A 20769-nucleotide genomic window follows, 5' to 3' on the forward strand; every position below is an offset into this window, starting at 1 on the left:
AGTGCATCATTTGTTATAGTATTTATATAATACCGTGGAGAGAAACTAATTTTAAATGACTTCCTTAAAATGGAAACCTAACCTTATGTTAAAATAATCTGGACTTAAAAAAGGTATGCAGACGCCCTTTTAAATAAAATAATACGCTGGAAGAAATGAACTGTAGATCAAAAAGTTCATGTTTTGAAATGAAGAATTATAAAGATTAAAATATAGGGCAACCCTATATGCTTTTTGTCAAAAATAAATTGCCTTGTCTATAAGCATTTGACGGAAATTGAAGGGCAGCCCCAAAGCAGCCCCCTTGAAACATTTTTCAATAGGACGGACCAATGCTCTACCTCAACATAAATATAATCCCTAAATCAGAATCCAGGAGTAATGATTTAAGATTTTATCGGATCAACCTCTGTAGGCAGAATCCCAAAATGTTCTTTAAAGCATTTTGTAAAATATGAAGGAGTGGAGAACCCAACCTTGTAACAAACCTCACTTATATTAGTGTTTCCATTTTCAATTATTTGTTTGGCCCTTTCGATCCTTATATTTCTCAAAAATTCATTGGCCGTTTGGTTTGTAAGCGCCTTTATTTTTCTATAAAACTGACTTCGACTCAAATTTAAATGCGAAGCCAAAGCTTCTACACTTAAGTCTGGATCATCCAAATTTTTATTGATATAGTTCAGTACCTTTTCAATAAAATCTTTATCCAATGAGGTAGTATTCTTGTTCACTGGCACATCACTTATAACACTAAAATATTTATTGAAAATTAATTGCCTACTGGTTACTAGCTGTGATAATCGAAGTTTTAGCAGCCTAAGATCAAAAGGTTTTACCATATAGGCATCTGCTCCCGTTTCAATCCCTTCCATTCTATCATCTATCCGAGCTTTTGCCGTAAGCATCAATAAAGGTATATGACTGGTTCTTATATCCCCTTTAATTTTTTTGCAAAATTCAAATCCATCCATTTCTGGCATAATAACATCAGAAATAATAATATCGGGCAGAGCTGACTTGGCCAGTTCCAAACCTTCCTTACCATTCTTGGCCAAAAGTATCTTATATTGGTTTTTAAGTTCATTCCTTAGATAACTCCTTAGTTCACCATTGTCCTCAACAATCAATAGAGTGTAGGCTGTGGCCACCTCCTCTGACCCAACCTCCGATACCTCTACAACTTTGGATTTCACCAATTTAACGCGCTCCCTAATGGTGTCGGGGTCCTTGACATCCGACAAAATTTCATTCGCTTTAAAATGCCGGGTTCCTTTTGGCAATATCAACCTAAATGACGTTCCGCTACCTTCCTCGCTTTTAACTTCTATTTTCCCTTTGTGCAGGTCCACAAAACTTTGGACGACTTCCAAACCAATGCCTGTTCCTCCGTAATAGGTCTTATTCAAGTTTTCCACTTGATAAAAACGTTCAAAGATTTTCGCCGTTTCCTCCAGTTTTAGTCCTGGGCCTGTATCCGAAATAATTAACTCTACCCCTGGGGTAGGATTTGTCTTATCTACCAATGGCAGACCGTACATTTCATCCTTTGAAAGTAGTTGAATATTAATGGCACCACCTTCTGGAGTAACCTTAAAGGCATTGGAAAGTAGGTTGAAAATAATTTTCTCCAACATACTCTCGTCCGCCCATATGTTTAGATCATCAGCATCAGAATCCAGGCTCAGATGTATATTTTTATCCAATGCTTCCTCCTTGAAATGGCTTATTACTTCCTGTGTTAAATCTATCAAGTTAAGTTCCTTGGCCCTGACCCCAATTTTATTTAACTCCAATTTTCTAAAGTCCAACAACTCGTTTACCAGTCTATATAGTCGATCCGTATTTTTATAAATTATGTTGTGCTTTTCCTTTATTCTGGGTGGCAGGCTTAAACTTTCATCATTAATAATATCCTTAATTGGATTGATTATCAAAGTGAGTGGGGTTCTAAACTCATGGGATATGTTAGTGAAAAATTGAAACTTTTTTTCATCAAGATCCTTTTCCTGCAACCTTTTTTCTCGTTCAGAATGTATTATTTGCCTTTCCCTTATCCGTGACTGGGTCATTTTATTTAAAAGATAAATGCCTAAAACAAATAAAGCTATATAAGAAAGTAAAGCCCAATTTGTTTTCCACCAGGGCGACAAAACGGTAATCTGCAAAGTCAAGGGAGAAGCATTCCAGACACCATCATTATTGGCCGCTTTTAATTTAAAAGTATAATTCCCGGGATCTAAGTTGGTATAGGTAGCACTTCTTTTTTTTCCAACATAATTCCATGATTCTTCATAACCCTCCAAATAATAGGCATATTCATTTTTTTCTGGACGAGTGTAGTTTATGCCCGAATATTCAATAGTAAAAACAGATTGACCATGATTCAATACAATGCTATCCGTTTCGGAAATCACCTTTATCAAAGGGGAATCTTCTTGAGTGGGCAAGACCTTTTCATTGAATAACCTAAATTCTGACAGATACAACGAAGTCTCATTGGTATTGGTCAATATTTGCGAAGGATTAAAATAATTGACCCCCTGATAACTTCCGAAGTAAATATTACCCTCATTGTCCATAAAGGTGGAATTTATATTGAAATCGTTGGCAAGAAGTCCATCATCTGTGGTAAAATTGCTGAATTCCTTGGAATTCGGATCCATTTTGGAGAGCCCTGCATTGCCCCCCACCCAAATGTTGCCATCCAAACTTTCAATAATTCCACATACATTTTCCTCTTCCAGGCCTTTAAGTTTATCGTACCAAATAAAGGTATCGGTTTTAGGCTGGTAGTTACAGAGACCCGCTCCTTTAGTTCCTATCCATATGGCGTGGTCACTACTTTCATAAAGTGACAATATGTAATTCGAGGCTGAATTATTGGTAGATTCCTGCGACATTCTATCTATCATGGAAACCACCGAAAACTTTCGGTCCGGTAGCTTCGTTATTTTATAAAGCCCTTGGGTTGTCCCCAACCATAAATTATCTTGGAAATCTACCAAAACTTTATAAGCACTACTACTCGTGATCCCTAAATCTTCAAATGGCTGGGAGCTATATTGCTTAAACTGATTTCTAATTGGGTCATAGGAATGCAAACCACTATTATAGGTCCCAATCCAAATAGTACCTTCCTTATCCTCATCAAAACTCATTACCGTATTGGATGTTAAACCACCTTGTGTATTATCGGTATTGTAATTAATAAATCCTTTAGATCCTTTTTTCAAGAAATAGATTCCCCCATCCCAACTTCCTGCCCAAATATTTTCCTTGCTATCTATAAAAAGGGTCTGTATATAATCACTGGACAAGCCTAAATATCCATTATCACTAGCTCTGTTTATATGGGTGTAATCATTAGTGTTCAAATCCAGAATATCTATTCCGCCACCATCCATTCCTATCCATAGCTTACCCGAGGAATCTTTTATAATTGACGTAACAGAACTAATCTGCAAAGAATTTGGGTTGTTGTACTGGCTTTCAATGTCTTTAAACTTGTCATATAACTTATCATATACAGCGACCCCTTTATTGTAATAACCGAGCCATATTTTTTGATCATTATCCAAATACAAGGTCCATATAGAATTTGACAGCAGACTCTTTTCATCTTTTTTGTTGGTCAAATAATGATTCAATACTGCCCCACTAGCATTAATATGAAATAAGCCATCGTTTTCCGTCCCACACATCAGCGTACCATCGGGGAGAGCCATTAAAGTAAAAAAGGGATGCTTTGAAAAGGTGTACTTCTCTATGAACGTAGGTTCACCTATACTGGAATTGCCAATTTTCACCTTATATAAACCATCGTCGAAAGTCCCTACCCAAATATTATTGGCATCATCAATAAGTAAAGATCTTATTGAGACCTCAATTGAATTCAACTCCCCTTTGTTCCAAAGACTAAAACGTTTAAGAACCCCTGTTTTATCGTCCATTACATATAGGCCCATATTGGTCCCAGCATAAACTTTCCCACTGGAATTCGTCTGAATAGCCCTTACGACCAAGAGGTCTGAATCATCCGCTTCGTTGACGGTTACTTTTTCCACCTCAAAACTATCGAGATTCATTTTGAACATTCCATATCGGAAAGACCCAATAAGTAGATTGCCATCATTATCCTCTTTTAGGGCACTTATTGGCATTATAAGGCCGTTCTGCTCATTGGCAGATACCAAAGGAATTCTCTTAAACTGATCCTTTTCGTTATCGTATAGGTTTAGTCCAACTTCCGTGCCTACCCATAATCTATTCCTACTGTCTAAATAGGAACAATTAACTTGGCTACTGCTGATTGAAGTAGGGTCATTAATTATATGCTTGTAAGATTTGTAATCTATTCCGTCATAGCGATACAGGCCAGATCCGTTGGTCCCTATCCATATAAAACCATAATCGTCCTGTAAAATGGAATAAACCCCGACTTTGGATATCCCTTCCTTTATATTGACGAAATTTAACTTGGGAACAGCTTTTTGGGACCAGGAATAAGGAATAAAAAGACATAAGACGATAAAAAAAATACAGATTCTTATAAAAACTTTGGTCATTCTGTTTTAATTTAATCCAGGTAATTGAAAATACACTTAAAATAGGAATAATATACCAAATTCAATAAAATATCAAATTAGCCCCATAGAATTTACGACAAGGAAATTTTCGTGGAAAAAGAACAATGTAGTTACAATAGTTTCCAAACCCACAGTCTTTATTAAGCTATATGGATAACTTCAAAATCAACAACTTTTCTTTTGACTAAAATTAGCCTATTTTTATCAAAAATTAGCTCAATGGACATCAAAGACAAATTCTTTGCACATATAGAGGAAGGATATACCACAAAAGGGGACTTTATTACAATGGGAGCGGCTATGCTGAATGGGGAGACCATAACCAATGCACACGTAAAAATCCCATTAAAAACCCTTAACAGACATGGTCTCATTGCAGGGGCAACCGGTACCGGCAAGACCAAAACCCTGCAAGTGATAGCCGAAAACTTATCGGACAAAGGTATTCCAGTATTGTTGATGGACCTTAAAGGGGATTTAAGTGGTCTGGCACAACCCAGTCCTGGGCACGCAAAAATTGATGAACGTCACACCAAAATTGGACTGCCGTTTACGGCTACAGCTTTTCCGGTAGAAATACTTTCACTTTCCGAACAGAATGGTGTAAAATTACGTGCCACTGTATCAGAATTTGGCCCGGTCCTGTTAAGTCGTATCCTAGACCTTTCCGTAACCCAAGAGGGTATAGTTGCGGTTGTTTTTAAATATTGTGATGACAATAAGCTTCCGCTGCTGGACCTAAAAGATTTTAAAAAGGTACTGCAATATGCTACAGAAGAGGGCAAAAAGGAATTCTCCGATTCCTATGGCCGAATCTCTACCAGTTCTACGGGAACTATTCTAAGAAAAATAATAGAACTTGAACAGCAAGGTGCCGATCTGTTCTTTGGAGAAAAATCTTTTGATGTAGAGGACCTTACCCGAATTGATGAAAATGGCAGGGGATATATCAATATTCTTCGCTTAACGGATATTCAGGACAGACCTAAATTGTTTTCCACTTTCATGCTGAGCCTATTGGCAGAAATTTACGATACTTTTCCTGAACAAGGTGATACCGGGAGACCAGAATTGGTCCTTTTTATAGATGAGGCACACCTCATTTTTAACGAGGCTTCAAAAGCACTTCTAAATCAAATAGAGAACATCGTAAAATTAATACGATCCAAAGGTATCGGGGTGTATTTTGTGACTCAAAACCCTACAGATGTTCCTGATGCCGTTCTATCCCAATTAGGATTAAAGGTGCAACATGCCTTACGGGCATTTACGGCAAAAGATAGAAAAGCCATAAAGCTTACCGCGGAAAATTATCCCATTTCGGAATTTTATGACACCAAGGAAGTACTAACCTCCCTAGGAATCGGTGAAGCCTTAATCTCTGCCCTTGATGAAAAAGGTAGACCAACGCCTTTGGCGGCCACTATGCTTAGGGCCCCAATGAGTCGTATGGATATTCTTACCGATAGTGAGCTTAAAGAGGTAATTGACAGCTCAAAATTGGTTCGGAAATACAACGAAACCATAGACCGTGAAAGTGCCTATGAGCTACTTAACGCAAAGATTGAAAGGGCAGAAAAACTGGCCGAAGAAGAAAAAAGCAATAACAGTGGCAGGTCAACCCGATCAACGACCAGACGAACTAGCACGCGTCAAAATCCAGTGATAAAAGTATTGACCAGTGCTACTTTTATAAGGGGAGTTTTAGGGGTGCTAAAAAAGATGATGCGCTGATCCATTCCCTAAAACGCTTTAAAAAAGACAACAAATTAACTAACGCAGTATTCCTTTCTACAACACAATGATAAAAAAATCGATTTTTACCGTGGCATTAACGTCACTACTATTTATTCAATGTAACACCAATTCAGATTTTGTAGTTGCCAAAGACCAAGTGGGCAAACTGCAAAAATCCAACACCATTGAGGAAATTGAAACCATATTTGCTGCTGATTCCATAACAAGGGATAGCACTTTGACCAGAATCGGCGCAGCTGTTAAAAAAATTAATATCTATGAAAAAGGGGGCAAACAATTGCTTACTCTTAACCCAAATACAGATAGTATTCCAAGAATTGGTATTATCCGTATTTATGACCCTAGATATGTTACCGAAAAAGGAGTTGGTCTCAATAGTACCTTTAAAGATATTGAGGACAAGCACACCATCAAAAAAATTACTTCCGCCCTTAACAATGTGGTCATATTCCTTAAGGACACCGATGCCTATTTTACTATTGCTAAGACAGAACTTCCGAGCAATTTACAATATGGAGCCAGCGCCAATATTGAAGCTGTTCAGATTCCTGACAATGCCAAAATAAAATACATGATGGTGGGCTGGGACTAGCTAGAACTATCCTATGCAAAAATTATTATACCATATTCTAGCGTTATCCTATGGAGCCTATTTTAATTCCATAGCCCTATTCTCCGAAAAGGAAGTGGGCCAAAAGGCGTTCAAACTATTTAGTAACCCGAGAAAAGGAAGGGTCCTGCCTGACCAAGAGGAATACCTACAACAGTTCCTGGGAAAAAAGATATTGGCAAACAACACCCGTCTACAGACCTATCAATGGTCTGGATCCCAGGAAACCGTCCTATTACTGCACGGTTGGGAAAGCAATGCCTATAGGTGGCGGAATCTCATCGAGAAATTACAGGAAAGGGAATTTAATATTATTGCCTTTGATGCTCCAGGCCACGGGTATTCCGAAGGAAAAAATTTGAATGTGGTTACCTATGCCGAAAGTGCCCGCCACCTTATAGACATGTACCATCCAAAATATATAATTGGGCATTCTATGGGCGGATTGGCAACACTCCACAATCAGTATCAAAATCCAAATACTTCCATCGAAAAAATAGTGACCCTAGGGGCACCGGCAGAACTGTCCGAACTAATGGGGCATTATCAGAATCTGCTAAAATTTAACAACAAGGTTTTACAGGGTTTGGATCAACATCTTTACGAGCATCACAATTTTCGCATCAAGGATATTTCCACCCCCACCTTCGCCAGGTCTATCACCCAAAAAGGGCTGATCATACATGATGAATGGGATACCATAACTCCCTTTAGTGCCTCGGAAAGACTACACAAAAACTGGAAAAACAGTAGACTCATAAAAACCCAGGGGCTTGGCCATTCCCTGCACCAAGAGGACCTCAACCTACAGATAGTAGATTTTTTAAAGGCTTAAAATTTTGGACCATTTCCAGATTCAGGGACATTTACTTCTTTAAAAATGATTAGATTTAGGTGTTGGGACTTGGCCCTAATGCAGAAAATATAACACATAGATCTATGTCAGAATTAACACCCTTCCATATTGCCATACCGGTACATAATTTGGCCGAATGCCGCACCTTTTATGGGGAGATATTAAATTGCGAAGAAGGAAGAAGCAGTGACCATTGGGTAGATTTTAATCTATTTGGCCACCAATTGGTGATTCATTACAAACCTAAAGCCAAAGACGAAGAATTGCACGTTAATCCTGTAGATGGCAAGGATGTACCCGTACCCCATTACGGAGTAGTGCTGCCATGGGACACCTTTAAATCCTTTTCTGAAGAACTTATTGCCAAAGGGGTCAACTTTGTTATAGAGCCCTATATCCGTTTTAAGGGAGAGGTTGGCGAACAGGCGACCATGTTTTTTTTGGATCCTGCCGGAAATGCGCTGGAATTCAAGGCCTTTAAAGATATGGGACAATTATTTGCCAAATAACCTTTCAATAGTCCAGGACCATATATCCCCATATTCATCCAACCGAGTCCGATCTAAAAATCTACAGATTTTTCATAAACTTCATATTGTGCTCCATACTCTCAAATGGAGTACTGGCATACTCCTCCTGCTCAATAAAAACATATTTTAATCCAGATTCCTCTTTATGCTCAAGCATTTGGGCAATATCCAATCCTCCTTTTCCAAACTCCGTGCTTTCCTTTTTTACCATGTCCATATCCTTCAAATGCCATAAAGGAAACCTGCCATTATAACGCTTAAAATAATCCAAAGGATCTTTTCCGGCCACGACCACCCATCCTAGATCAAGTTCCATATGTACTAGGTCTGGTTGCGTATTGTTCAATAAAATATCGTAGAATACCTCCCCATTTTCGGATTCAAATTCATATTCGTGGTTGTGGTACCCAAATTTTATATTTCTAGCCTTACATTCTTCCCCGGCCATATTAAAGGCCTCAGCAACCGACTTGTAATTATCCACTGTTTGCCCCTCAGTGGGCATGGAAGAGCAAATTAAATATTCCTGACCGGACTCAGCAGCTTGATCCATGGTATTCTGCCAATGTTCATCCAAGGCAACATGACCACTCCTAAGTGTCATACCAAGATCACTGCAAATGTCTTTCATTTCTTTAGGCTTAAGCCCGTAATAAAGTCCTTTTGTGCTTCTAGCGGATTCAATTTGCTTAATTCCCAATGCCGCTATTTTCTTTAAAGTTCCAGGAGCATCTTCGGCCATTTCTTTTCGAAAGGTGTACAATTGTACCCCTAAGTTTTTCTTGGGATTCTTTACCGGCAAAGAAAACGATGGCAACAACACCACACCAGCTATTAACATTCCCGACTGAACTAAAAAATCTTTTCTGCTTGTCATATTTTTATTCTTTTATTACTGGGACCATGAAGTGGGTTTCCTATCCCATCTATGGCCCTTCAATTCTTGATACAACTCTTTGGACAAGCCTTTCCCATCACTCAATGCCGTATTCATAAGAACGTTTTTTTCCTTTCGCATTCCTGGAATAATGGTACTTACCGTTTTGTTCATTGCAATAAAGCGCAATGCCATTTCGGCCATTGTCATTCCCATAGGAACAATAGGCCTCAATAAATCTGCCTTTTCCGCACTCTGAATTAAATTTTCGGGAACAAAATAAGTCCCTCTCCAATCCCCTTCAGGGAAAATGGTCTCCTTGGTAATATTTCCTGTCAGGGTACCTTCATCAAAAGGAACCCGTGCAATGACGGCAATATCCAAAGCCTCACATAGCGGAAAAAGAACATCTTCCGGGGCTTGATCAAAAATATTGTAAATCACTTGCACTGCGTCAAACTTATCGGTTTTAAGGGCCTTAATACCATTTTCGGGTTCCCAACGGTTTACACTGATACCCATGGCAGCAACCTTTCCTGACGTTTTTAAATCTTCCACCGCCCTTTGCCATTCTTCCCGATCGGACCAGCTATCGTCCCAAGTGTGGAATTGCATGAGATCAATTTGTTCAGTACCCAAATTCCTAAGCGTCTTTTCTGTATATTCCAGAATATGGGAAGTAGGATAGGACTCCTCCAAACTATATTCCGACTTCGCTGGCCATTTAAAATTTTGCGCAGGAATCTTACTGGCTGTATATAATTTTTTATTGGGATGCCTACCCAACAATTCGCCAAGTAATTTTTCACTATGTCCATGGCCATAAGCCCAGGCGGTATCAAAAAAATTAACACCGTTTTCCACGGCCAGATCCAAAGATTTGGCATACAACAGGTCATCGGACTCCGACCAGCCGCCCATGCCCCACATTCCATATCCTATTTCACTTACGTCCCATTGGGTCCTACCAAATGTTCTTTTGATCATACTTATTCTTTACTTTCTTTCTTCCAGAAACCCTGTTCATTTATTATCGGTCAATATTGATGAAAGGCATCGGAGACAAACTCCAGAACAACGGGCAGGGATTCTCTCCAGTAGGTCCAACTATGGCGACCTTCCCTTACCCTAAATTCATGCGGAACATCTCTCTTCTTCAGTGCTATATGCACCAAACTATTTCCTTCATAAAGAAAATCGTCATCACCACAATCTATAAACCATCTAACGGATTTCATTGCTTCAACAGATGAAGTCCGAATTAAGGACAGCGCATTGTGTTTTTCATAATAAGCACTAACCACGCTATCTTCATAATTCTCATTATTACTTTTTAATCTTTGCTTAAAATCATCCAAACTCAATGCACCGATGTAGGCACTCAACGGACAGGCAGATGAAAACAATTCGGGATGGTGCAAGGCATACATGAACGATCCACCGCCCCCCATTGAAAGGCCGGCAATTGCCCTATATTTTTTTTCGCCCTTAATGCGATACTTTTTTTCCACATAAGGCATCAACTCCTCAAAAAAGAAATCTTCATAACGCCAATCCCCTTTAATGGAATTGAAATATCCCCTAGTTCCGGTATTGGCATCCGGCATTATTATGACCATAGGGGTAGCCTTCCCCTCCTTAATGGCATTGTCGGCAATACGCAATACTTCTCCAAATTGTACCCAACCCGTTTGATCATCACCAGCACCATGAAGCAAATAGAGCACTGGGTAGCTCCTATTGGAAGTTTCATAGTCCGGAGGTAGATACACTGCAAATTTTCTATCACTTTTAAGGATTTCACTCTTCATGGCAAGCTCGTCGAATACCTTTCCACTTTGACCCGCAACCGGCAATGCACAAATGAGTGCCCATAGCAATAGTATGTGATTTTTCATTTTATAATGGTTCTATTTAAAACTTAAGAAATAAATGGAAGTGATTTTGAGTGCTTCCGATTTATTGAAGCCCTGGAATTTCGACCATTTCGTTCACGTCCGCATCATAATCCACTCCGTCTACCATAAACCCGAACAAATTGAAGAAATCTTTTTCATAACCTTTAAGATCTCCGATTTTTGGTAAGGTCTCCGTGGTGGCCTCCTTCCATAGTTCAGCCACCCTAGCCTGTACATCATCCCGCATTTCCCAATCATCTATACGTATTCTCCCTTGACCATCAACAGGCATATCGTTCACATATAAACGTTCTTGGAACAAGCGTTGAATCTGTTCTATACATCCTTCATGTATTCCCTCCTCCTTCATTACCTTATACAATAGGGATATATATAATGGAATAACCGGAATGGCAGAACTAGCTTGGGTAACCAATGCCTTATTAACAGATACATAAGCTTTACCATTTAATGGTTTTAAACTGTCAGTTATTGCAAAAGCTGTAGATTCCAAATGGTCCTTGGCACGACCAATGGTTCCTTTTCTATACACCGCTTCAGTAAGCGATGGCCCAATATACGAATAGGCTATCGTTGTAAATCCTTCGGAAAGCAATCCTTCCTTTCTTAAGGCATCGATCCACATTTTCCAATCTTCACCTCCCATTACTGCTATTGTATTCTCTATATCATCCCCTTGAGCAGGTTCTATGGACACCTCTGACACCACTCCTGTATGAAAGTCGACCGTTTTATTTTGGAACTTACCACCGATTGGTTTTAGGACCGATTTATATTTTACTCCTGTATCAGGGTGTGTCCTTACCGGGGAAGCCAAACTATAGATTACCATATCTACCTGACCCAAATCGGCTTTGATCAGATCTAAGGTTTGTTTTTTAATTTCATTTGAAAATGCGTCCCCGTTAATACTTTTTGCGTACAATCCTTCCTTACTCGCTTCTTTTTCAAAGGCTGCACTGTTGTACCATCCTGGTGAAGCAGGCCGTCCTTCTGCCGGTGGTTTTTCAAAAAACACTCCTATGGTGGAAGCCCCGGAACCAAATGCACTTGTAATCCTTGAGGCCAAACCAAATCCTGTGGAAGCACCTATTACCAAAACTTTTTTTGCTCCATCTATGGTCCCTTTGGACTTAACATATCCAATTTGATCAATAATATTTTGTTCGCACCCTTTAGGATGTGAGGTCAGACATATGAATCCGCGTGTTCTAGGCTCTATTATCATTTCTTAATTTATTTTTTTGCACTCCCTTGAGGTAGGGTGTATCATAGTGCATATTATTTATAATTTTCCCAATTATCGAAGATATATAAAAGATTCAAAAGACAAAGTTGTAGCGGCCAAAATTGCATCTTTTATGGTGGATTTAAACAAAATTACCTCGATTCTAGGGCAATTGTTCCATTAAAAATCGCTTAACATTCTCGCCCATAATGGCTCTTATCTCATTTTCCGAAAATCCCTGGGTCATTAATTCCTGAACCAAAAAAGGCAGGCCGGTAACATCTATTGGCGTGGTGGCCGCACCATCAAAGTCGGAACCTAGGGCCACATGATCAACACCCACCAAATCCCGGACATATTTCATGGCTTCTGCAATATGTTTAATTTCCCCTTTTATGGCTCCCCTAAAAAAGCCTATACCTATAAGTCCCCCCGAGGCAGCAATTCTCTTAATATGATGGTCCGATATATTGCGGGGACTGTCCTTGGTACCCTTTACTCCTGTGTGTGACACCAACACAGGTTTTGTGGATAGATCCAAAATATCATCGATCATTTTTGGGGACACATGTGCCACATCTATGATTACTCCCAATTGATTCATCTTATTAATTACATCCCTACCAAAATCGGTAAGACCCTCTCCAGACATACCATGAGCAGACCCACCAAGTTCATTGTCAAAAAAATGGGTAGGAGCCATCATCCTGACCCCTTCGTAATAAAGGTTTTGCAGATTTTCCAATTTACCTTCCAGACAATGCGCTCCTTCAATTCCCAAAAAACCACCAATTACCTTAGGATCTTCTTTCTTTAAATCTATTAGTTGCATTAAATCTTGGCGCGATTTTACCAATATAAACTTACCGTGGAACTTCTTTGGGTATTCCTGTAAGGCCCTTGCCTGGTATACAGCTCGCTTGTACAAACTAAACCATTTGTCAGGAAACCGACCTTGCACAAAATTCAACATTGTAATCTTATCGAAAGCATTTGCGCTATTGTGGTTGAAATTCTGCCCTTTGGGAGATTTGGTAACAATGGTAAATGCCTGTAAACTCATTTTAGCTTCCTGCATTCTCGGAAAATCCAAATGGGCATAATCCACGCGTTTGGTCAGGTCACGATCCCAAAGAAGGGCATCACAGTGCAAATCAGCAATAAAATGAAGGGAATTATACAAATTCTTTGCCTGGGTCCCAAGTTCCCTAGGGTCGTTATATTCCACTAGGTTCATCTGCCTGTCCAAAATAGGTGATACGACAAGAGTTGTCACAAAATAAAGGAATAGCACAATGGCCAAAGCGTATCTAAGGAATTTTTTCATGCAATTTTGCCACTTTAATTACTCAAAAATTAATCAATTAAAAATTAATAATAGCTATAAACCACTTCGATTTATAAATCCAAGTTACCTCTAGGTCCTATTGATGTTATTCCAGTTCCAAAAAATCATACAATAGACATAAAACAAAAGTGAAATTAAAACGTTATAAAACATATTGAATTTGGATATATCCACTAAACTCTGAACTCATGAAAAAAATAATCTACTTGGCAAAAGTCCTCTTTTGCATCATTGCCTTAAGCAGTTGTACCAATGACGAAGATGACGAAAAAATTGATGTCCTAACTCCAACCGACAGTACTCAAGTAATTCTTGAACCGACAGAGTAGGGCAGAAAAAAGGTCGATTTGGAGGATAACAACCACTAAATCGACCTTTATATTTATCTATTTTTTCCTTCAGATTCTATTTAAAAGCCAGATGTAGGTGGCAATTCAATTTATTTAAAGGTAATGGTAAAGGTAACTCCATTATTAACTTCGCTTTCTACGGCAATGGTACCTCCTAGGCTATTAATATGATTATATACCAGATAGAGTCCAACTCCTTTACTATCGCCATTATGATGAAACTTTTGATTAAGACCAAAGATTTTATCTCCAAATTTCTCCATGTCAAACCCAAGACCATTGTCGGTATAAACCAACTGCTTACTGCCTTCAGAAATACGCGATGTTATAGATATAACCGGCGGAACATCCGGCCTGGCATATTTTATGGAATTGGTCAGCAGATTTAGGAAAATACTTTCCATATAATTTACATTGTGCTGTACACCGCTCAAGCCTGAGAAATCAACATTAAAGGTTACATTGGCATTGTTCAATAAGGAACTGATGGAGAGTTTAACATGTTGGAGTGCCCTCGTAAAATCCACTTCCTCCAATTCCAACTCCGAGGCATCTTTCTTGCTCAATAGATCAACATATTTGTTAAGCGATTTATTGAGACCCTCAGTGGCCCTCCTCATATAATCCAAGGTTTCCAAAATTTCAGGATCCTCAATTTTATCGACATCCAAAAATCCAAAGATGGACAATAAATTGTTTACCGGTGACCTTAAATCATGTGAGGTGGTGTAATTGAGTTGTTTTAATTCTTGGTTTTTATCAACAAGGCTTATAAGATGTTCTATCCGCTCTTTTTCCAAACTCTTTTTATGGGTAATATTTTTGGCAATAGCATATACCAAATTTTCATCCTCCAAAGGAATTGAAGTCCAATGCAACCAAATTATATCTCCCGATTTAGTAACGTACCTGTTTTCATAATTGACCAAGGGCACGTTATTTTTTAAATTATCCCTATAGCGGGCCGTAAGGTCCCTATCTTCCTCATAAATAAACTCCCGGATCTTTCTAGAAAACAACTCCTCCTCCGAATACCCCAATAGTTGTATCAAAGCTGGGTTTACTTTTTTAAAATAACCATCAAATCCAGCTATACATAGCAGGTCCATGGAAAGGTTAAAAAAAGGTTCAAGGCTAAGGTTTTTGGTATTCTGCATATGGGCTTCTAGCATTATGGAAATATACGGTTTTTTATTAATAGCCAAAGGAAGTTACTATTGAAGATACAAATGCACTCTATGGCAACTATAATTAAAAGCATCCGAATTCTCCTTTGGATATCTACTTGCGCACGTATTAAAATAAACAAAAAAAACCGCAAAATAAAGGCTTTGCGGTCTTCTGGTATTATTTTAAGCTTCTATGCCTTTCCCTTGCCAACAAGGTGTTTTTCAATAACATGGCAATGGTCATTGGCCCCACACCACCTGGAACCGGCGTAATAAAAGAAGCCTTCTTGCTCACATTTTCAAAATCAACATCGCCGGTGATATAATATCCCCGTGCCTTGGTCTCATCCGGTACGCGCGTAATACCCACATCTATAACCACGGCATCGTCCTTAACCATTTCAGCTTTTAAAAAATTAGGAACTCCCAATGCAGAAATAACAATATCTGCCTGTGAAATTATCTGTGTAATGTTCTTGGTATGGCTATGCGTCAAGGTCACTGTGGAGTTACCTGGCCAGCCTTTTCTTCCCATAAGAATACTCATAGGCCTACCCACAATATGGCTTCGACCAATAACTACGGTATGCTTTCCCTTAGTCTCTACCTTATATCTTTCCAAGAGTTCCAAAATTCCAAAAGGCGTTGCCGGAATAAAAGTACTCATATCCAAGGCCATCTTTCCAAAATTGGTAGGATGAAATCCGTCTACATCCTTATCCGGGTCAACTGCCAACAAGACGCGTTGGGTATTGATCTGCTCCGGCAAAGGAAGTTGAACTATAAATCCGTCTATATCTTCATTCTGGTTAAGTTCTTGGATCTTGTTCAACAACTCCTGTTCGGAGGTTGTGCTGGGCAGCTGCACCAAGGTGGATTCGAACCCTACTTTCTCGCAGGACCTTACCTTGCTGCCTACATAGGTAAGACTGGCACCATCGTTCCCTACGATTACCGCTGCCAAATGTGGCACCTTTTCACCACGCTCCCTCATTTTAGCCACCTCAGCGGCTATTTCTTCCTTAATTTGATTCGATACTTTTTTACCGTCTAGTAATTCCATTTCTTAGTATTCAGTTCCCAGTGGCAGTTGGCAGTCCCTTACACACCAAACTTGCCCGGATTGTTAATCATATATTGTAATAATCTTCCTATTTCCAAACTTTCATCGATTAGGTCTCGTTTGTCTTCCGCTGATATATATTGACAAGATTCGGCAAATTCCAACCAAACCTGAGTTTCCGAATTTTCACTATCGGCATCTGTCAACTTGCTGATAAAATGCTTTTCATATCTCCTTTTTCTATATGCCTCCGAAATATTGGCACAAACAGAACGGGAAGATCTTCTAATTTGGTCTGTCAAAGCATAGGTTTCTTCTTTAGGAAAGGATTTTGACACTTCAAAAATATCCATTGCCAATTGAAATCCTTTTTGATAGGCCAACAATTTTTTATACCCCATGCCCTGTAATTTGTAATCCAGCTTCTTAAATCAACTGCCAACTGTAACTGCAAACTGCCAACCAAATAAGAACAATACTACTTCATCCCCTTCATAGCACCCATCATTTGCATCATTTTTTTACCTCCGCCACCTTGCATCATTTTCATCATCTTGCTCATTTGGTCAAACTGCTTCAACAATTGATTTATCTCCTGAATGCTGGTACCGCTACCCGCGGCTATTCTCTTTTTCCGACTTGCATTTAATTTCGCTGGCGTAGAACGTTCATCAGGTGTCATGGAATGTATAATGGCCTCTATATGTTTAAAGGCATCATCATCTATATCCAATCCCTTCAAAGCCTTACCCGCACCCGGGATCATACCCATAAGATCTTTAAGACTACCCATCTTTTTTATCTGCTGGATCTGACTTAAAAAATCATCGAAACCAAATTTGTTCTTGGCTATTTTCTTTTGAATTTTCCTTGCTTCCTCTTCATCAAACTGCTCTTGGGCCCTTTCCACCAATGACACCACATCTCCCATTCCTAGGATCCTCTCCGCCATACGGGAAGGATAGAAGACATCTATAGCGTCCATCTTTTCTCCGGTACCAATAAATTTAATGGGCTTGTTAACAACCGACTTAATGGAAATTGCAGCTCCACCACGGGTATCCCCATCCAATTTTGTTAGTACAACACCATCAAAGTTAAGTACATCGTTAAACGATTTTGCCGTATTAACTGCGTCCTGACCAGTCATGGAGTCGACCACAAATAACGTCTCCTGAGGTTGAATGGCTTTATGAATGTTGGCAATTTCAGTCATCATTTGCTCATCCACGGCCAAACGACCCGCTGTATCTATAATAACAACATTAAAACCATTGGCCTTTGCGTGGGCTATACCTGCCTTGGATATGGCCACAGGATCATTGTTGCCTTTATCGGAAAAAACCTCTACCCCAATCTGCTCACCAACAACATGAAGTTGGTCTATGGCCGCTGGTCGGTAAACATCACAGGCTACCAACAAAGGTTTCTTATTCTTTTTAGTTTGAAGAAAATTGGCCAATTTCCCAGAAAAGGTAGTTTTACCGGAACCTTGCAAACCGGACATTAGGATAATGGAAGGTGTTCCAGACAGATTGATGCCTTCAGCATCACCGCCCATTAGCTCCGTAAGTTCGTCCTTTACCAATTTCACCATTAATTGGCCCGGCTGAAGGGAGGTTAATACGTCCTGCCCCAATGCCTTTTCCTTGACCTTGTTGGTAAACTCCTTTGCTATTTTAAAGTTGACATCCGCATCCAAAAGTGCTCTTCGCACTTCCTTTAAGGTTTCCGCAACATTAATCTCCGTAATTTGCCCATGTCCTTTTAGAACATGTAACGCCTTATCTAACTTTTCACTTAAATTATCGAACATAGTCTTACTGTATTATCAAGAAAGCGCAAATTTAAGAATAACTGCCGTAAGTCTGAAGCCCGAGGTGAAAAATATAAACGCAAAAAAAAGGGCAGCTTCTTAAAGAAGCCACCCTTTTCCAAAAATTGGGGCAAAATTTTTATTTCTTTTCGAAGACCAGGATTTCCGTGGTGTTATCTCCGCTAATATTTTTCAGCTCAATTCGGCTACTGGAGACAGAAACAATTTTCCAATCGTCCATTAAAACCTGCATAGCAGTTGCCAAGCCAAAATTAAGATAACATTTCAATTCTCCTTCGCTATCCCTAATTATTCTCCATAGTCCTGGGTAGGTAGGTCCAGTTTCTCCTGTGGTAACATTAACGGCAAGTTCTGCCTGAAATGCAAAGGTAAATGCCGCGAAATTCTGAGTTTCATCATTGTCACCAACCATATACTTGGCCACTAACCATTCTCCACCCATCAGAATATTCCTTATCTCCGGAACATCTCCGTCGTTGGCATTGTTATCACAAACCCTTTCCAGGATAAGTTCATAATTTTCATCTTCTATACTAAACTTCAGGCGTTTGTCCCTAAGGTCGGATAACAACCACTCAAAACTCACACCAGGCTCGTCACCCATTGTAATTGCCATCACCAAACGTCCTTGTGCATTGGTAGTAATAGCCCATTGCCCTTCAGAAATATTGGACTCGTTGCTTAAAGTAACCACTCCTTCGGCATGAAAATTAAATTCATATCCTAAAAGTCTATCTACCTCTTCGTTATTAAGCTTCACCTTTTTAATGACCCAGCTACATTCCTTTAATATTTCCCTTAAGGTATCAGGCGTATTGTCCACAATATCACATGCCTTTTTCATTATTATTTTCTCCCCTTCACCTGCATATAACTTTATCTTACCATAGTCCAAGTCATATACAAACCATTCCAAACTGAAATCGGCCAAAGCTTCAAATTCAAGTTTCAACAAAACTCTGTTGTCACCAATCCTGGTGCTCCAAGTACCGGTAAGGCTATTACCTATCCTATCTCTCATAACTACCTTACCATCATCAGTAAAGTTCATTACATAATCAAAGTATTGATCGCTGTTGTCCAAATTGGCTCTGAACACTTCCCGCACCAACCAAGGACAGGCAACAAGATATTCTTCCAAACGCTCTTGCGTAAAGTCATTATCATGAAAATCATTATCATCATCCTCATCACATTCACTTTTTGCAGTTTCAATGGCATGGGCCAACTCAGCATTATTGTTCACACTAATTTTAGTGTCATCATATAATTCCAATGTAATAGGAAAATCAAAACTAAGTAGGTCATCATCACCACGCTCCGCAAAATAGCGTCTTAGTTGCATATCGTTTTCTACAGTTACATTCCCTGTTTGTTGAAGATTAATATCAAAGGAATAAACCACAATTGGATACACAAAATCTATACACTCAATATCGTCGTCATCCCCACCTTCAATGCACTCCTTGGCTCTTTCACGCAATTCCTCCCTGTTATTTATCTTAATTTCAGTGTAATCCGATAAGGTTATATTTATAGGAAATACAATATTCACAATATCATCATCAATCTCCACTTCATTAAAAAGTTGCTTTATCAACTTTAAATCCTCAATGGCATCTATTTCAACTTCCAGGCCATTAACATTTACTATATAGGGAAAGTTGATTGCAAAACAACTGGCACCATCCACTATATTATCATAGGAACCATCTTTGGAAGAGGTTCTTTGTATAAGTTGTCCAGTACTGGAACTTGCCATTATGGCTTCCTGGCTATCTTCTCCAGGCAATTCTTCAAACTCCTCTTGACAAGAGGTGAAATTTAATGCCACTAGAAGTAGGCTCCCATACATTAAATAAGACATAAACTTTTTCATAACGATTTGGTTTTTATTTGTTCGTATATATCTAAAACAACTCACTTTTAAAATACCCTACCCAATATTTCGTTTTTTTTAAAATATCTTTGAAAAAATAAAAAACAAGAAGGATTGAAAGCTATCAAAGAAGAACATGTATGTGAGGATGAAGTTTACGCTTCCATCTTCAGCACCCATTCCAAAACGGTTTTTAATTACATATATTATAAGTTCGGCAACGAAGAGAAAGCGTATGACGTTGTTCAGGAGGCCTTTATAAAATTATGGGAGAACTGTTCCAAGGTCGCTCCGGAAAAGGCAAAGTCCTATGTATATACCATTGCCAACAATTTATATCTCAATGTTATAAAGGCCGAAAAGGTTAGATTAAAATATGCGCCGGATACCAATGCCGTAGTGCATGAATCCCCTGACTTTATAATGGAGGAACAGGAGTATAAAGAAAAATTGGAGCGGGTGCTTCAGGCCTTGCCTGAAAACCAGCGCACAACATTTTTACTAAATAGGATCGACGGAAAGAAATATGCTGAAATCGCCGATTTGGAAGGGGTAAGTGTAAAAGCTATTGAAAAAAGGATGCACTTGGCCTTAAAAACGCTTAGAGATCAAATTGAAGGCATATAAAGGAGAGAAATGAGAACTAATTAATGAGTAAACGAACTATTTGGATTGTTTTATGCTTTTAAGGGTTATAAAATTTTCATTTTATCCTGCGGTCCCAATAAGTAATACTCAATGCTAATTTCTCATTAC

General features: G+C 39.0%; 17 protein-coding genes. 6 read left to right on the forward strand and 11 right to left on the reverse strand.

Annotated features, from left to right (window positions below):
• Positions 1–386: 386 nt before the first annotated feature.
• A complete protein-coding gene (locus CWD91_RS09035) occupies positions 387–4568 on the reverse strand; it encodes a hybrid sensor histidine kinase/response regulator transcription factor (RefSeq protein WP_103440668.1) in 4182 nt (1393 codons plus the stop codon).
• A gap of 240 nt (positions 4569–4808) precedes the next feature.
• On the opposite strand from CWD91_RS09035, the gene CWD91_RS09040 reads away from it, so the two are divergent.
• The 4 genes from CWD91_RS09040 to CWD91_RS22660 all read left to right on the forward strand — a co-directional run bounded on the left by CWD91_RS09040 (position 4809) and on the right by CWD91_RS22660 (position 8322).
• On the forward strand, positions 4809–6323 hold the full coding sequence (locus CWD91_RS09040) for a helicase HerA-like domain-containing protein (protein WP_103440669.1): 1515 nt from the start codon (positions 4809–4811) through the stop codon (positions 6321–6323).
• Positions 6324–6390: 67 nt separating this feature from the next.
• Positions 6391–6939 (forward strand): hypothetical protein, encoded by a 549-nt coding sequence (locus CWD91_RS09045; protein WP_103440670.1) that lies wholly within the window; start codon positions 6391–6393, stop codon positions 6937–6939.
• Between the two features lie 13 nt (positions 6940–6952).
• Positions 6953–7792 carry an alpha/beta hydrolase gene (locus CWD91_RS09050; RefSeq protein ID WP_103440671.1) on the forward strand — a complete coding sequence of 280 codons (840 nt, stop codon included), beginning with the start codon at positions 6953–6955 and terminating at the stop codon, positions 7790–7792.
• Positions 7793–7896: 104 nt separating this feature from the next.
• Entirely contained in the window at positions 7897–8322 is a 426-nt protein-coding gene (locus tag CWD91_RS22660) for a VOC family protein (RefSeq protein WP_157943753.1), read from the forward strand.
• Positions 8323–8383: 61 nt separating this feature from the next.
• On the opposite strand, the gene CWD91_RS09055 is transcribed toward CWD91_RS22660, so the two are convergent.
• The 5 genes from CWD91_RS09055 to CWD91_RS09075 all read right to left on the reverse strand — a co-directional run bounded on the left by CWD91_RS09055 (position 8384) and on the right by CWD91_RS09075 (position 13694).
• Positions 8384–9220, reverse strand: a complete 837-nt coding sequence (locus CWD91_RS09055) for a sugar phosphate isomerase/epimerase family protein (RefSeq protein ID WP_103440672.1) — start codon at positions 9218–9220, stop codon at positions 8384–8386.
• A gap of 15 nt (positions 9221–9235) precedes the next feature.
• Complete coding sequence (locus tag CWD91_RS09060) at positions 9236–10207, reverse strand: aldo/keto reductase (RefSeq protein WP_103440673.1); 972 nt, start codon at positions 10205–10207, stop codon at positions 9236–9238.
• 50 nt (positions 10208–10257) lie between these two features.
• Positions 10258–11118, reverse strand: coding sequence for an alpha/beta hydrolase (locus CWD91_RS09065; protein WP_192877651.1), 861 nt, complete (start codon positions 11116–11118; stop codon positions 10258–10260).
• A gap of 61 nt (positions 11119–11179) precedes the next feature.
• Complete coding sequence (gene fabV / locus CWD91_RS09070) at positions 11180–12367, reverse strand: enoyl-ACP reductase FabV (RefSeq protein ID WP_103440674.1); 1188 nt, start codon at positions 12365–12367, stop codon at positions 11180–11182.
• Positions 12368–12530: 163 nt separating this feature from the next.
• Positions 12531–13694, reverse strand: coding sequence for a dipeptidase (locus CWD91_RS09075; protein WP_103440675.1), 1164 nt, complete (start codon positions 13692–13694; stop codon positions 12531–12533).
• Between the two features lie 209 nt (positions 13695–13903).
• Here CWD91_RS09075 and CWD91_RS22665 point away from each other — a divergent pair, with 209 nt between their 5' ends.
• Positions 13904–14044: a hypothetical protein gene (locus tag CWD91_RS22665; protein ID WP_157943754.1), complete on the forward strand. Its 141-nt coding sequence runs from the start codon at positions 13904–13906 to the stop codon at positions 14042–14044.
• A gap of 110 nt (positions 14045–14154) precedes the next feature.
• Here CWD91_RS22665 and CWD91_RS09080 read toward each other — a convergent pair whose 3' ends face one another.
• From CWD91_RS09080 to CWD91_RS09100, 5 genes are all read right to left on the reverse strand, one after another.
• Positions 14155–15222, reverse strand: coding sequence for a sensor histidine kinase (locus tag CWD91_RS09080; RefSeq protein ID WP_103440958.1), 1068 nt, complete (start codon positions 15220–15222; stop codon positions 14155–14157).
• 190 nt (positions 15223–15412) lie between these two features.
• Entirely contained in the window at positions 15413–16297 is an 885-nt protein-coding gene (locus CWD91_RS09085) for a bifunctional 5,10-methylenetetrahydrofolate dehydrogenase/5,10-methenyltetrahydrofolate cyclohydrolase (protein WP_103440676.1), read from the reverse strand.
• 38 nt (positions 16298–16335) lie between these two features.
• Positions 16336–16698, reverse strand: coding sequence for a four helix bundle protein (locus CWD91_RS09090; RefSeq protein ID WP_103440677.1), 363 nt, complete (start codon positions 16696–16698; stop codon positions 16336–16338).
• A gap of 77 nt (positions 16699–16775) precedes the next feature.
• Positions 16776–18113 carry a signal recognition particle protein gene (gene ffh / locus CWD91_RS09095; RefSeq protein ID WP_103440678.1) on the reverse strand — a complete coding sequence of 446 codons (1338 nt, stop codon included), beginning with the start codon at positions 18111–18113 and terminating at the stop codon, positions 16776–16778.
• 139 nt (positions 18114–18252) lie between these two features.
• Complete coding sequence (locus tag CWD91_RS09100; RefSeq protein ID WP_103440679.1) at positions 18253–20013, reverse strand: hypothetical protein; 1761 nt, start codon at positions 20011–20013, stop codon at positions 18253–18255.
• Positions 20014–20127: 114 nt separating this feature from the next.
• Between CWD91_RS09100 and CWD91_RS09105 the strand changes: the two genes are divergently transcribed.
• Positions 20128–20640 carry an RNA polymerase sigma factor gene (locus CWD91_RS09105; RefSeq protein WP_103440680.1) on the forward strand — a complete coding sequence of 171 codons (513 nt, stop codon included), beginning with the start codon at positions 20128–20130 and terminating at the stop codon, positions 20638–20640.
• The last annotated feature ends 129 nt before the right edge of the window (positions 20641–20769 follow it).

Source organism: Arenibacter hampyeongensis, from assembly GCF_002909255.1.
Lineage (GTDB): Bacteria > Bacteroidota > Bacteroidia > Flavobacteriales > Flavobacteriaceae > Arenibacter > Arenibacter hampyeongensis.

What these genes read in the sequence shown, in the direction of transcription:
- CWD91_RS09085 (WP_103440676.1), bottom strand. Translation starts at nt 16,297, where the DNA reads ATGGAATTACTAGACGGTAAAAAAGTATCGAATCAAATTAAGGAAGAA.
- CWD91_RS09035 (WP_103440668.1), bottom strand. Translation starts at nt 4,568, where the DNA reads ATGACCAAAGTTTTTATAAGAATCTGTATTTTTTTTATCGTCTTATGT.
- CWD91_RS22665 (WP_157943754.1), top strand. Translation starts at nt 13,904, where the DNA reads ATGAAAAAAATAATCTACTTGGCAAAAGTCCTCTTTTGCATCATTGCC.
- CWD91_RS09080 (WP_103440958.1), bottom strand. Translation starts at nt 15,222, where the DNA reads ATGCAGAATACCAAAAACCTTAGCCTTGAACCTTTTTTTAACCTTTCC.
- CWD91_RS09090 (WP_103440677.1), bottom strand. Translation starts at nt 16,698, where the DNA reads ATGGGGTATAAAAAATTGTTGGCCTATCAAAAAGGATTTCAATTGGCA.
- CWD91_RS09060 (WP_103440673.1), bottom strand. Translation starts at nt 10,207, where the DNA reads ATGATCAAAAGAACATTTGGTAGGACCCAATGGGACGTAAGTGAAATA.
- CWD91_RS09055 (WP_103440672.1), bottom strand. Translation starts at nt 9,220, where the DNA reads ATGACAAGCAGAAAAGATTTTTTAGTTCAGTCGGGAATGTTAATAGCT.
- CWD91_RS09065 (WP_192877651.1), bottom strand. Translation starts at nt 11,118, where the DNA reads ATGAAAAATCACATACTATTGCTATGGGCACTCATTTGTGCATTGCCG.
- CWD91_RS09045 (WP_103440670.1), top strand. Translation starts at nt 6,391, where the DNA reads ATGATAAAAAAATCGATTTTTACCGTGGCATTAACGTCACTACTATTT.
- CWD91_RS22660 (WP_157943753.1), top strand. Translation starts at nt 7,897, where the DNA reads ATGTCAGAATTAACACCCTTCCATATTGCCATACCGGTACATAATTTG.
- CWD91_RS09100 (WP_103440679.1), bottom strand. Translation starts at nt 20,013, where the DNA reads ATGAAAAAGTTTATGTCTTATTTAATGTATGGGAGCCTACTTCTAGTG.
- CWD91_RS09040 (WP_103440669.1), top strand. Translation starts at nt 4,809, where the DNA reads ATGGACATCAAAGACAAATTCTTTGCACATATAGAGGAAGGATATACC.
- CWD91_RS09075 (WP_103440675.1), bottom strand. Translation starts at nt 13,694, where the DNA reads ATGAAAAAATTCCTTAGATACGCTTTGGCCATTGTGCTATTCCTTTAT.
- fabV (WP_103440674.1), bottom strand. Translation starts at nt 12,367, where the DNA reads ATGATAATAGAGCCTAGAACACGCGGATTCATATGTCTGACCTCACAT.
- ffh (WP_103440678.1), bottom strand. Translation starts at nt 18,113, where the DNA reads ATGTTCGATAATTTAAGTGAAAAGTTAGATAAGGCGTTACATGTTCTA.
- CWD91_RS09050 (WP_103440671.1), top strand. Translation starts at nt 6,953, where the DNA reads ATGCAAAAATTATTATACCATATTCTAGCGTTATCCTATGGAGCCTAT.